This is a genomic window from Dorea sp. AGR2135 (genome assembly GCF_000420885.1).
Taxonomy (GTDB): domain Bacteria; phylum Bacillota; class Clostridia; order Lachnospirales; family Lachnospiraceae; genus Dorea; species Dorea formicigenerans.
Genome location: NZ_ATVU01000024.1, coordinates 42771 through 55243, shown reverse-complemented (window position 1 = coordinate 55243; position 12473 = coordinate 42771). Strand labels below are relative to the sequence as shown.

Here is a 12473-nt window from a genome sequence, read left to right as displayed (position 1 = left end):
CAATAACTTTACGCTCCGGATCTGCTAATAGCGTAAATGCCAGTCCGTATTTTTCTTCAAATCTCTTGTGAGACGCTACAGAGTCCTTGCTTACTCCGAGAATAACAGCTCCCTTCTCAGTAAACTGTGGATAACGCTCAGAAAAGCCACATGCCTGCTTCGTACATCCTGGTGTATTATCCTTTGGATAAAAATATAAGATTATTTTTTTTCCTGCATAATCGCTTAATTTATGCACTTCTCCGTTCTGATCCGGCAATTCAAAATCCGGTGCTTTTATTCCTAACTCTAACATTTACTATTCCTCCGCTTTTGTATTTTTCACCTGTTTTCTTGTTCTTTTATTACCCGAAATCATTTTATGACCAGAATAGACTGCCATAATCATACATATCAGAGAGCCAAATGCAAAGTATTTGTGTGCTGCTTTTAACCCTTTATATCCTGTATAAAAAGTTCCAATCATTGTGATTAAAGCTACTACTGACCAATATTTATGTGCTTTCATGTAATTTCTCCATTTTTCAGTGTATTCAATTCTAATTATACGCTACCACATTCCTATGTCAATTTGATAATAGAGCATTCCTATAAAATTTTTCAGAATATCATGGTTAAAACTATGTATTGTTATCATTTAATTTTTCTTTGAAAAAATCTGACAAAAAGCTTTCTTTCAGGAGATTACTATTTAATCTCTTTTCCATCTATATATAGTTGAAATTTATCAGGATTATTGACTACATCATAGTCCTTTCCGTATTCTACAGGTCTATATTCGGCTGTCATTACCGATTCCCCATCTTCAATATCCTCTTTCCATAAATAGATGTTCATATCAAGGCTCGTCGCATATCCCCTGTCTGTGGAGAATTTTGTCGAATAAAATGAATCATCCTTGTACATCTGCAAAAGTTCTCTTGCAAAAGCTTCTTTATCCTCGATATGTCCCCGGTTAGCAACCACGGTAATATTTTCATCTCGATTTACGGAAAATGTTCCAACTACATCCGGTTCGCCTTCCTTATGACCAGATTCAGATTCCCATAAATACTTCCTGCAGCAATTATCAAGATCACTGCTCCTGAAATCAATGCAATTATCTTTTTCTTCATATTTTTATTTTCCTTTTAGTTTTTTTACTGCGTAATTGATTACTTCTTCCGGTGTGGGCCTGTCTCCTTTAAGTGTCATTTTCTTCCATTCTTCCTGCACAGCCGGATCGGGATTATCAAATCCTGCATCTATGGCTATCTGCATTTCTCTGCGTACCTCTTCTGGTGTTGTGTTGTACTTTTCTGCAATCTTCTCATAAATAGTTTTCTCTCTCATTCATTTTCCTCCAATATATAAGTAGAATTACACCTTGTTCTATAGAACCAATTTAGCATATTTCTATTATCATGAAAAGACACTTTACAACTTAAAGCGGAATAAAAGGTCAAAAAAAGAAGAGCTACTTGCTCTTCCCAGTTTGTCATATCACTCTTCCAATAATGTGTGAATTACTTTGATGATTTTTTTCTGCTCTTTGATCGGAAGTTTTTCAATTTTTTCTGTCAGCTCATTGGTAACACCTGTAACTGAATGTGCCACAACATCAATCAAAAGAGTATCTGCTGAAACATCTAATGCATTTGCAATTGCAACAAAGGTATCCAATTTTGTAACTTTCAAGCCTCTCTCTATTACACTCACATGCGTTGGACTTAAATTTACTAATGCAGCCAGTTCCTCTTGCGTGAGATTTTTTGCTTCTCGTGCTGATTTGATTCGCTGTCCTACTGCTTTCAAATCCATCGTAACACCTCCTCCAGAACGAATAATCGTTCTGAATTTAGTATACTTGTTGATATCTTAAATATACAGAATCGCAAAACCAAGTTCTAATTCTACAGAACTATATTCAAAGTTTTTCTTTGCATTTTCGTAAAAAAGCGTTATGATTGAATCAGTTAAATCAAAGGAGGTATCAAATCATGAAATCACATAAATACTGGTCCTTAGGCGCACTTTTCTGTATGTTGGGATGCATTTATTCTGGAATCAAAAAATCTATGACTGCACATAAATACTTTGCCTATTCTTCATTGCTTTGTATGGGCATGTCCATTTATTCCGGTCACAAACTGGTTTCTCCAAAGAAGAAAAAAATCACTGAATCAAATAATAGTGAGAATAGTTAAATAAAAAATTGACCTTTATTCATCAAAGACAAAGTTGCTGGAGAATATTTTTTCTCTCCAGCAACTTTCTTTATCTTTAAGCCATTGAAACACAATACTGTCCAATCAGCTTCGTCCAACTATTATATTTATTCTTTTCACACACCTTTCGGCAAATTTCATTTTCCATCAATACACAGAACATCTTATCATACACTGATATACACCTTCCGGTTTTCTTTAAAGAAGTTAGTGACTTTGCCGCCAATCTTCTTAATATAATCAATCGTACCTTTTGCAGCTGTTCCTACTGTCTGTTCACTTCGCTTCGCTTTGGCATAATCCCGTTTGATCTGTTGCTTCTGAATCTGTTTTTTTAGTTTCTTCTGCTCCTGACGGGCTGCCGCCTGTGTCTGTTTCTCTTTCTGTCTCTCCAGTCTGCTTCTCTTTCTGGATGCCCTCTGTTTCCTGCGTCTGGCACTTCTCTGTTCCAGCCGGTAAATACCTTCGCCGCCTTCTTCCAACTTATGGGCACCTTCCACTGCCGCATTGTCGTCTTCATTTTTACTGATCTCACGATGCAATGCTGCGGAAGTTGCACTTCCTGCTTTCTTGACAACAGAAGCTTTTTCTGTTTTTACAGATTCCCCTTCGCCAAACTTCAGGCGGGATTTCTTCTTTCCAGGAGTTTCCCCTTCATTTGCCCGATAGACCTGTGCCTTCTTGGAATGCTGCTTAGCTTCCTTTTTCTTTTTGGCTTCCTCATAAGAAAACTTTTTGGCTTTTTCCTTCTGTTTTTGATGGCGGAAATTGACTCCATCAGTATCCATCTGGTTCAATTTCTCCATATCTTTGTCATTTTTCACAGAAGCACCAGTTTCCTCATAAGCAAATTTCAAACGCTGTTTTTGTTTTGGCTTTTTGCTGCCGCCGGTCTGATTTCTCCGGCTGTCTCCTCTGTTTTCTGATAGATCAGCACGTTTTTCTTTCAGTCTCCCTAACTGTCCGGATTCATATTTTTCTGCAAGTCTGGATTCTTTTCCGACTTCAGCACGAATCCTTTTCCGGTTTTGCTGCTTTCTATTTTGTCCAAAATCCTCACTTTGCTTCTCTGTCCGTATCAGTTCCGGTGCATCTCTGGATTTTTGCACAGAGGGACGAATATTTTTCCCACTCCGTTCAGACTGGCGGGAAGACTTATCCACAAGGCTTAATTCTTTTTCCCCCTGTTTTCCTCCCATCTGCACATCACTGGCACGGTTACTGACACGAACAGAAGATTTATCCGTCAGGTTTTCTTCCACCAGACCATCCTTGGTCATCTTTTGGACTTTCTTGTCCCTGACTTTCATTCTCTGTTCTGCCACTACTTACTCCTCCTTCTTCGGATACCCTTTCCCTGCCTGTAATAAGCAGAGAAAAGCGATGCCAAAAACAGCACCGCCACTAAAAGTTAATACATATGAAATTGCTCGTAACATTGTTTTCTCCTTTGATTTACCCTGCTTCAGAAGTTTCCTCCAAGCGAGTTGTCATGATTTTATAGAGGGAATTCTTCGGGAATCTGTCTACGAATGGGATAATGACATTTCCATAGAACAGAAGTCCTTCCCCCTCATTACTGTTGGTTACATAGGACAGCTGGGTTGGTGAGATATTCAGCTGTTTTGCCAGAATCTGCCTGTCTCCGGAAGCCTGGTTGAGCATATAAATGAAATCAGAGTTTTCAAAAATATTCTCGATTTCCCTGGAAGCCAATAAATCTTTGATATTCTGTGTTATCTGATTGTTATTATCAGGCGGCTTTTTATCCACCTCTCTAGGGCTTTCGCCCATTTTCATCAGCGTGTCATTTCACGCTCAGCATAGCATATCTTTTTACCACGATTATATCGTACCGGCTGGCAATGCGGCCTCTTGGAGCTGTTATATTCTGCTTATGCAGGTTCAAGCTCTATGCGTTGCGTGTGGCTATTCTATTATGAATAGCCTTCCACTCGGATTAGGTCGCTACCCCTTTCCCGTTTTTTTCCGCATTGATACTTCTGACTTACTTGCCGGTTTCAGTCAGAACGGCGATAGTTTGCACTTTAAGCGACTAACAAGTAACAAACCAGTTCACCAGTTGGAATACCTCCCCATTTACGGAACCTCTTCCAAATTTCCACACTGTAAGCTGCTGTCTGCTCTTCTTTTAATAGAAGATGGAATTCATCCACATAGTAACGGGTAGATTTATGAGCGGAACGATTGATAGTCACTCGGTTCCATACCTGGTCCTGCACAATCAACATCCCGATCTTTTTCAGCTGTTTTCCAAGCTCTTTGATATCAAAACAAACGATACGATTGTTGATATCTACATTTGTGCGATGATTAAATACATTCAGGGAGCCTGTAACATAAATCTCCAATGAAGTTGCAAGACGCTGTGCTTCCGGCTCTTCCTGTTTCCGCAACAGATTATATAAATCCTCCAGGATTGGCATCTTCTCCGGCATTGGATCGGCAAGATATTCCTGATATACTAACCGCACACAACGGTCAATGATGGTCTTTTCTACCGGCTCCAGTCCATTCTTTCCTCCAACAATCAACTCACACAAAGACAGAATAAAATCTGCTTTCAGTGACAGTGGATTATCTTCCTCGGAATAATTTAGGTTCAGATCCATTGGATTGATATACTGGTCAGATACCGGTGAAACCTTCACCACCTGCCCATGCAGTGCCTGTACCAATGGAGAATACTCGGCTTCTGGATCGCAGATGATGATATCGTCTTCCGTAATTAGGAAACAGTTCGTAATCTCTCTCTTTGCTGAGAAGGACTTACCGGAACCAGGTGTACCAAGAATCAGTCCATTCGGGTTCTTCAAACGTTTCCGATCAACCATAATCATGTTGTTGGATAATGCATTCAGTCCATAATAAAGAGCCTCCCCTTCCTGAAACAGTTCCTGTGTCGTAAATGGCACGAAGATTGCTGTTGAAGATGTGGTAAGCCCTCTCTGAATTTCAATCCGATTGACTCCAAGTGGAATACAGGACATGAGTGCTGCTTCCTGCTGATAATCCAGCTGTTTTAAGGAACAGTTATATTTCTGTGCGATTCCCTGCACCTGGAAAATATTATTATCCAGCTTCTGACGCTTCTTTGCGGTATTCATTACCAGAACCGTTACAAGGAACATTCGCTCATTTCTGGACTGCAGATCTTCCAACAGGTTCTTCGCCTCTTCTCCATAAGTCACAAGGTCTGATGGAAGCACGTCCATATCATAACCGGAACGTACCGCCCGCTTCTGCTCTTCAATCTTCATCTTATCCAGATCTGAAATCTTGCTCTTGATCATTTTGATCGCTGAACTCTGATCAATGGACTGGATATGAATGTTGACATTGATGCTGTCATCTACATCAAGGAAGTCTGCGAGCATCCGGTCTGTCAGCTCCGGTGCCAGAATCTGCAGGTAACTCACACTTCCCATCGTTCTTCCCATCAAAAATGTCTGATTCTTGGAAAAGTTAAAGGAAGTCGGTGCAATAAAATCTTTGGTCTTTAATCCTGTTTCTGGAAGCATCTTATACTGGAACTTAAATGGTTCAATCCGATCCTGGTTGAACACATGATACATTCCCGACTTTTACTTGCCGCAGGAAAAAAGACCATTCCAGCCGCCGTTTCTTGCTCATTCTTGGCATGGGTGCGCTCCTTTCTGCCGTTTCCGCTGGTGTGGCGGTATCGGCGGTAATTCTGTATCATCTCGGTATCATTTTCGGGGTTTTTCTGCCCTGTAAGCCCGTTAAAAAATCCTTTGGTATTGCGGGTAGGGTACGGGGCAGCCCCCTTGTTCTGTATGGGTTCGGGTACATTTGGGGGCGGTTTTTATCGCTCCTGTTCCTGCCTTTTCACAGGCTTGCGTTCCCGGCGTAAAATCTGGTCGATATTGCCCTTGACAGTCTGTAAGCGGCGGTATTCCTCCCGTTTTGCCCGGTAATCGTTGTAGCCGCTGTTTTTCTCTTTGATAAGGCTTTCAATCTCTGCTTGCAGGGCTTTATAGCTCGGCAGCTTGGAAATGCCGTTCTCCCTGAAATAACGGGCGGCTGCGTCTGCTATGATAAAGTCGCTTTCGTGCTTCTGTCGGTAGGCTGCTTTTGCTTTGGCGTTTTTCTGCTGTTTCAGCCCGTCCCGGACAGGGCGGGTCTTGGAATAGGCAAGCACCTGCCGTTGCAGCTCCTTTTTCCCGTTCAGCGTCTTTTCCACCTGCTTCAGCTCTGTAAGGCTTTCCTGCATGGCGGCATAGGCGGCAGAACAGGCTTCGTCCAGTTCCTCCGGGGAAGAAAAGCCGTACTGCTGGTAGGCGGTAACAGTAGCCGCCATCTGCTTTAGATTGTGCTTTGCCGCCCAGCGGTCATAGCCCACGCCCTTGCCCTCGGCTCGCTTGGCTTCCCGGTCAACCATGCGCTGCAAGGTGTTGTCTGCCGGGGTGGTTTTTGCGGCTTTTTCCTCCTGCAAGCGTCCCTTTTGGGTGTGGGGGTATTCGGGTATGGCTTTGGTCTGTTCGGCGGCTCTGTGGGCGTTCTGTGTAAGCAGGGCAAGGACAGCAGCCTTGTCAAAATCGTCCCCCAGCTTCCGGGCTGTGATAGGCTTTGTCCTGTCCGGCGTGAGGTAGGAAAGCCGCCCCCGGCTCTCCTTGACGGTCACACCCTCCCGCAGCAAAAGGGAAGAAAACTCGTCAAAGCTGCCAGCTTGGGAAAGTGCCTGCCGTATCGTCCGGCGCAGCTTCGCCTTGTCCGTTTCAAACTTGGTGGGCTTGGTCGGCTGTCCTGCGGCTTCTCTGGCGGCGTTCTCTTTATCAAGGGCAAGCTGCCCTTTCTTTGCCGCCCAGTATTCCCGTTCGGTTATCCGTTCCTTGCTGCCGTTCAAGAGGTCGATTTGGTAAAGCCTCTCCCGGTGGCACATCTCCATGACTTCACTCTTGAAATATTCCATAGCGGCGTTGGTGCAGCGGTGCTTGCAGCCCGCCCGTGTGTCGGCTGGTCTGTCCATGTAGGGCAGAAGCGGTACTTCATAAATCCGCAGGGAGTTGATGACGATATGCACATGGATATTGCCGCTGTGGTTATGCCCGTCCGGGTGGGTGCATACAAGGGCTTGGTGTCCGGGGAAATGTGCCTTGCAGAACTGCTCGCCCAACTCCTGCGCCCGGTCTACGGTCAAGCTGTTGTCTGTCCCGTCCCGTGGGTCAAAGCTGATGATATAGTGGTGGCTTTTCACATCTTCCCGTTTTTGGTTTTTCTCATAGCGGAGATTGGCTCGCATACAGGCAACGGCGAAATCCTCGCCCCCGCAGTTAAGGGAAGAAATGCGGTAATCCTCCCTCGGTATCAGCCGCCCGTTTTCATCAAGGGTGGGTTTCATGGTAAACTCGTCATGCTCAAATGTGAGGTACGCTTCCGCTGCGCCATAGTCGGCATTTTTAGAGCTGATATGTTTGAATGTTGCCAACAGCGTCACCCACTTTCTGCAAGACTTCAAACTTTAGGGCAGCAAGGTCGGAAACCGCCGCCCGTATTTCCCCGGCAAGCTGCGGATAGGGACTGTGCCACTCGTTCAGCGTCCGGGCTATCTGGTTTAAGTTGCCGCCGATCCTGCCGTATTCGGCGGTCAGCTTCCCGACAGCGGCAAGCAGCTCGTCATTGACGGGGGAAACGGTTATGATGGGGCGTATGGCTGCCCCGGTTATGGCTTGCCGGATAAACTCGGCTTGGCTCATGTTGTAAGCAGAAAGCCTTTCCGCAAACTCGGCGTATTCTTCCTCGGTCATGCGTGTTTTGACTACCCGGCTGCGGTGCGGCGTGTTGTATCGTTTCATAGGTGGTTGACCTCCTTTCTGTGCGTGGTGTCCTCTCACTAATAGGAGAAAAACAGGGGGTAAAGCGGAACTATTTTTGAAAAAATCCCCTCATAAGTCAGTACAAAAATCAGCAAAAAGTTGCCGTTGCCTTATACTGTTTTTTGTTTGCCACGCAGGGGATAGCAGGGTTTGGGGAAGGCGCTCCCCAACAAGATTCCCGCAGGGGCAAAATGAGCGAAAAGCGAATTTTGGTACTACGGTAGAATCTTGCTCTAAGAAACTGCCGGACTGCCGTTCACTTGCTACTGCCACTTTTTTGGGAAATCGCAACCAACTTTTTCATAAAAAGCTGCCGGATTTCCCTCACTTGCTACTGCCACTTTTTCGGGAAATCTATAACCAGCTTTTTTATAAAAGGCTGCGGGCAGCGTTCTCCCCTTACTCCCTACAACACCGCAAAAAGCAAAAATGACGGACTTTCCGGCAAGAACTTTTCCTGCGGCGTGGTCTTTCCCGACAATAAGGCGTTTTGGAAGCTGTGTTTTGCCCGCTGTCTGAAAAAAACGGCAATCTTTTTTGGCTTCACTGTCTAATACGGAACATTTGGAAATTTGCCCAAAATGGGCGCAAAAAAAGCAGCAAATCTTTTTCGGATTTACTGCTTTGTGTGCCGCTGCGGGGCGGCGGGATATTCAGTTTTTATGTTATCGGTCAAGCCGGAACTTGAACAGGCTTTCAATCAGCTTTGTTCTGATGTAGTCCTCCATATCAGAGTTATAATAGCCGTTCATCTTAGAGAAGTAGCGGATATATCCGGCGTAGCGGTCAAGGACAGCTTGTATCGCTATGGGGTCGCCCTCATGTGCCTTTATTATCGTGTCATAGGGGAGAAGTCGGTTACTCATGGGACAACACCTCCATTTCCTTTTTCAGCCGCTTCAAGGCAAGCTGAATATGCCGCCCGATTGTGCTGCGTGTCCAGCCGCTTTGTTCTCCGATTTCTTTCTGCGTCAAGTGCTGGAAGTAATACAAAAAGATTTCCTCCTGCGTCTGTTCCGGCAGCCCAGCAAGAGCAGCCGCAAGGGAACAGCTATCTAAAAGTATCGTCTGCCCCCGGACAGAGAACGGATAAGTTTCGCCATAGTCCGGCACTTGAAAATACTCGTCTGTGGTGCTTAGTTGGACAAACTTTTCTTCGGTCAGATATTCAAGGGAGATTTCCCGTTTCCACCTCGCCGCCAGCATACGGGCAGCGTCAAAGGACGCATGGCGAATAACAATCCGGCAATAGGTATCATGGGTATAGCGGATATGTTCTTGATAGGCTTCGTATTCAGTCATGGAAAATCCCCCTTTCTTCGATTATGGGAAAGGGCGGCAGCACTTTTTTGCTGTCGCCCCTTGATTGTCAACTCTATTGAAATTACTGATTTTCCGTATCAACAGGCGTAACAATGGGCTTTCCGTCTTTATCAACAAGAACGGCTATGCCGCAGCCAGTTGTCATGTTGGAAGAAATCAATAGGTAATTCACACCGGTTTCTGTATCAACGATGATTTTCCGAACATTAGTTACTCCTTGTGAGTAGGTTTCTACAAATCGCTCTTTAACCATTTTATGCGCTCCTTTCCTTGAATAAAAATGTGACTGACCTTTCATGCCACACTCGAAATATATCATATTTTTTTCTTAATGTCAAGTATTTCATACATCAGAAAAGAAAAATTAACCACACTCATACTATTTCAAATGAGCGTGGTTGGTTTATAATCAAACTATCTGATTTTCCTTAAAATCAACAATGCAATATCAGCGATAAATAGAAATAATGTATATGCCGACTGTAGTCCATTCATTAACCTAACAGGGTTATCCATAAGCCAAATTAAACTCTGCCCCACAGTATTCAAAAGGAAGAACAAGGCAACAAAAGCAATTAGTGAAGCTGTAGCGATAAGTCCACGCCCTCTTTCATCTCGCCCCTCTTTTGAAAAATAGAAGAATATAAATAAGCCCAAAAGCAAAAAGCCCAGTATTCCATTTGCTCGCATAAAAACTCTGCTATCTAATAAAAGCGTTATCCACTCAATCATCACTGTTCCTCCTTAAAATCAAATAAATCTTCAATCGACACATTGAACACTTTTGCGATACTATATGCAAGCAACATAGAAGGATTATAGCGATTTCGTTCAAGCTGCATAATTGTCTGTCTTGAAACGCCAACTAAGTCGGCAAGCTCTTGCTGTGTCATTCTTTTTGTGGCTCGATATATATGAATTTTACTATCAAATTGATATTTGTTTTTGTTCGCCACTGGCTCACCGCCTTTCCGAAAAATCTGTTCAACAGTATAACATATTTCTTGCATTTTGTCTAAGAAAAATTTTGAGATGTTTAAGGAATAGAGGGCTACTGTCTATCAAATTCTTGTGTTACTTTACCGCACATGAGCATTAGCACCGGGATTGTCATTTCCATATCCTTCCAGAAGGTTTACGACACCCCACACGCCAAGACCTGCGCCGATTGCGACTACAAGAGTTTTTAAAGTTGTAATTGCACTGCTAAAAAATGCCATATACATTCACCAAAACTGACTTTTTTCAGGTGTTTACGGGAATGAAAAAACACCGACTAAAAAGCCGGCGCACCTAATGTCAGTTATTCCTTTCCTCATTATTTTTCGTTCATTCCCATGGTTACTCCGACAGCTCCACCTGAATTACCTCCACCTCTTCTTCGGGTTTCGGTGTGTACTGCGGATTTAACTCTTTTTCTACTTTGTATCGGTTTTTCTCATTTTCATCTGCAAGAAATCGATAATTCTTGTGTTTCGTGATATCATATTTGTCTGAGAAAAATGGTCTGGCACCACGAATCTGCAGGATACATTTTCCTCCATCCATGACTGCAATCTCATCTTCTGTCATCAGCTGTTTGCCTGTTTTCTGGTAATTCAATCCAAAGGACTTCTGATTGCTCCTCGTTTCCGAAGTGTTATACAGATCAATGGTTTCCTTACCCAGAAGTTCACTCATTTCCTTTAAGGTAGTTTTCTCTTTTCCACCAAGAAATAGTGTAGTATCACAGTTACCCAGAATGGTATCTGCACTATCCTTATACATTGCCTTTAGCTGACTCTGTGACTGCAAAATAATAGAAGCAGAGATTTCCCTGCTTCGGATAGTTGCAATCAGCTTGTCAAACTGAGGAATTTGCCCGATGTTGGCAAACTCATCAGCGATGACACGCACATGTACCGGAAGTCTTCCTCCATATACATCGTCTGCCTTATCACAAAGCAGATTGAAAAGCTGTGACTGCAGCATCGCAATCACAAAGTTGAATGTTGTATCTGTATCGGACATAATCAGAAACAAGGCCGTTTTCCTGTCACCGATCTTATCCAGTTCCATTTCATCATAAGACATGATCTCACGAAGCTCTGCGATGTCAAATGGGGCAAGTCTGGCTCCACAGGAAATCAAAATCGATTTTGCAGTTTTGCCGGCGGCCATTTTGTATTTTTTATACTGTCTGACCGCAAAGTGCTGCGGATCTCTTTCTTCCAGTTCCTGGAACATCATATCCACTGGATTCTGGTAAGTTTCATCCTCTTCACGGGTTTCGCTTTCATTCAAAAGATCCAGAAGGGTATTCAGATTCTTTTCCTCTTCATCACCTTCATACCAGATAAAAGCAATCAGTGCTGTGTAGAGCAATTTCTCTGCTTTCACCCAAAAATCTTCGGAAGCTTTTTCCCCTTCACCTTTGGTATTAACAATGATTGTCGTTACCAGCTTCAGAATATCCTTTTCAGACCGTATATAAGCAAATGGATTGTAATGAAGGGACTTGGAAAAATTGATGGTATTCAGAACCTTAATCACATATGGCTCATGTACCACTTTTCCAGATTTATCTTTCATGATATTTCCATTCTTATCTTTCTTAGGTGGTCCCTTTGCTAACATCTTCCCGCACTCTTCAATCAAAGTGCCTTTGGGCACCATTTCGTCAAGTAGGAATTTGAATAAATGCTTATTTTTTTCAAAATGACTGCGAACCCAGTATTTACGCTGGGTTGCGGACTTCCATATCTAACTCTGCCTTCATAATTTTCATTACTTTTTCCTGCATGGTCATGCTAGAGTTTTGATTAAAATAGTAATTAACCTGATAGCAGGTGTTCCCGATTTTCTTTTCATAGTCTGGATTTTTTTCTTCTGTAGTCTGAACTATATTTCTGTCTTCCATAAAATTTTTCTCCTTTCGCTGAATTGCCCGACAGAGAGAATGATTGTTTTGTCTCTGCCGGACGTATTCATTTAAAGCTGTAATTTGCAACTGGCAACAACATGGTTGAAACTTTCTTTCAAGTGTTTTTCACCACTCATTTTTCCAATTTATAACACTACTATTTTCTTTTTTGAAATATCTTGT

Annotated in this window: 18 protein-coding genes and 2 pseudogenes; 1 reads left to right on the top strand and 19 read right to left on the bottom strand. The window is 43.1% G+C overall.

What is annotated here, in order from left to right; genetic code table 11:
* The 5 genes from G593_RS0113875 to G593_RS0113850 form a co-directional block, all read right to left on the bottom strand.
* The coding region (locus tag G593_RS0113875) for a peroxiredoxin (RefSeq protein ID WP_029732088.1) at positions 1-295 on the bottom strand (295 nt) is incomplete at its 3' end.
* Between the two features lie 3 nt (positions 296-298).
* The gene (locus G593_RS0113870; RefSeq protein WP_029732087.1) at positions 299-508 is read right to left on the bottom strand and encodes a DUF6219 family protein; all 210 of its coding nucleotides are present in this window, start codon (positions 506-508) and stop codon (positions 299-301) included.
* A gap of 179 nt (positions 509-687) precedes the next feature.
* On the bottom strand, positions 688-966 hold the full coding sequence (locus G593_RS18700; protein WP_044994526.1) for a hypothetical protein: 279 nt from the start codon (positions 964-966) through the stop codon (positions 688-690).
* Positions 967-1119: 153 nt separating this feature from the next.
* Positions 1120-1332 carry a sporulation initiation factor Spo0A C-terminal domain-containing protein gene (locus G593_RS0113855; protein ID WP_029732086.1) on the bottom strand — a complete coding sequence of 71 codons (213 nt, stop codon included), beginning with the start codon at positions 1330-1332 and terminating at the stop codon, positions 1120-1122.
* Between the two features lie 150 nt (positions 1333-1482).
* On the bottom strand, positions 1483-1800 hold the full coding sequence (locus G593_RS0113850) for a helix-turn-helix domain-containing protein (protein ID WP_008688152.1): 318 nt from the start codon (positions 1798-1800) through the stop codon (positions 1483-1485).
* A 179-nt stretch (positions 1801-1979) separates the two neighbouring features.
* Here G593_RS0113850 and G593_RS0113845 point away from each other — a divergent pair, with 179 nt between their 5' ends.
* A complete protein-coding gene (locus G593_RS0113845) occupies positions 1980-2186 on the top strand; it encodes a DUF6219 family protein (RefSeq protein ID WP_008688150.1) in 207 nt (68 codons plus the stop codon).
* Between the two features lie 188 nt (positions 2187-2374).
* Here G593_RS0113845 and G593_RS0113835 read toward each other — a convergent pair whose 3' ends face one another.
* From G593_RS0113835 to G593_RS0113770, 14 genes and pseudogenes are all read right to left on the bottom strand, one after another.
* Positions 2375-3532: a hypothetical protein gene (locus G593_RS0113835; RefSeq protein ID WP_242827097.1), complete on the bottom strand. Its 1158-nt coding sequence runs from the start codon at positions 3530-3532 to the stop codon at positions 2375-2377.
* A gap of 3 nt (positions 3533-3535) precedes the next feature.
* On the bottom strand, positions 3536-3646 hold the full coding sequence (locus G593_RS20255; RefSeq protein ID WP_008688066.1) for a hypothetical protein: 111 nt from the start codon (positions 3644-3646) through the stop codon (positions 3536-3538).
* A gap of 16 nt (positions 3647-3662) precedes the next feature.
* Entirely contained in the window at positions 3663-4007 is a 345-nt protein-coding gene (locus tag G593_RS0113825) for a hypothetical protein (protein WP_005344190.1), read from the bottom strand.
* A 278-nt stretch (positions 4008-4285) separates the two neighbouring features.
* Positions 4286-5782: pseudogene (locus G593_RS0113820) on the bottom strand (VirB4-like conjugal transfer ATPase, CD1110 family); the annotation flags it as partial.
* A gap of 272 nt (positions 5783-6054) precedes the next feature.
* A complete protein-coding gene (locus G593_RS0113815) occupies positions 6055-7677 on the bottom strand; it encodes a relaxase/mobilization nuclease domain-containing protein (protein WP_029732083.1) in 1623 nt (540 codons plus the stop codon).
* On the bottom strand, positions 7649-8083 hold the full coding sequence (locus G593_RS0113810) for a plasmid mobilization protein (RefSeq protein ID WP_330360864.1): 435 nt from the start codon (positions 8081-8083) through the stop codon (positions 7649-7651). The genes G593_RS0113815 and G593_RS0113810 overlap by 29 nt, the downstream gene beginning before the upstream one ends.
* A 647-nt stretch (positions 8084-8730) precedes the next feature.
* Positions 8731-8931 (bottom strand): helix-turn-helix domain-containing protein, encoded by a 201-nt coding sequence (locus tag G593_RS0113805; RefSeq protein WP_006858003.1) that lies wholly within the window; start codon positions 8929-8931, stop codon positions 8731-8733.
* Positions 8924-9367: a sigma-70 family RNA polymerase sigma factor gene (locus G593_RS0113800; RefSeq protein WP_029732080.1), complete on the bottom strand. Its 444-nt coding sequence runs from the start codon at positions 9365-9367 to the stop codon at positions 8924-8926. Before G593_RS0113800 ends, G593_RS0113805 begins: the two co-directional genes overlap by 8 nt.
* Before the next feature lie 82 nt (positions 9368-9449).
* Complete coding sequence (locus tag G593_RS0113795; RefSeq protein WP_029732079.1) at positions 9450-9641, bottom strand: DUF6440 family protein; 192 nt, start codon at positions 9639-9641, stop codon at positions 9450-9452.
* A 161-nt stretch (positions 9642-9802) separates the two neighbouring features.
* On the bottom strand, positions 9803-10120 hold the full coding sequence (locus G593_RS0113790) for a hypothetical protein (RefSeq protein WP_022116780.1): 318 nt from the start codon (positions 10118-10120) through the stop codon (positions 9803-9805).
* Positions 10120-10344: a helix-turn-helix transcriptional regulator gene (locus tag G593_RS0113785; RefSeq protein WP_044994486.1), complete on the bottom strand. Its 225-nt coding sequence runs from the start codon at positions 10342-10344 to the stop codon at positions 10120-10122. Before G593_RS0113785 ends, G593_RS0113790 begins: the two co-directional genes overlap by 1 nt.
* A 123-nt stretch (positions 10345-10467) precedes the next feature.
* The gene (locus G593_RS19695) at positions 10468-10608 is read right to left on the bottom strand and encodes a Maff2 family mobile element protein (RefSeq protein ID WP_029732077.1); all 141 of its coding nucleotides are present in this window, start codon (positions 10606-10608) and stop codon (positions 10468-10470) included.
* Positions 10609-10729: 121 nt separating this feature from the next.
* Positions 10730-12037 (bottom strand): annotated as a pseudogene (locus G593_RS0113775) (VirD4-like conjugal transfer protein, CD1115 family); the annotation flags it as partial.
* 67 nt (positions 12038-12104) lie between these two features.
* Positions 12105-12287 (bottom strand): transposon-encoded TnpW family protein, encoded by a 183-nt coding sequence (locus tag G593_RS0113770; protein ID WP_029732075.1) that lies wholly within the window; start codon positions 12285-12287, stop codon positions 12105-12107.
* Between the last annotated feature and the right edge of the window lie 186 nt (positions 12288-12473).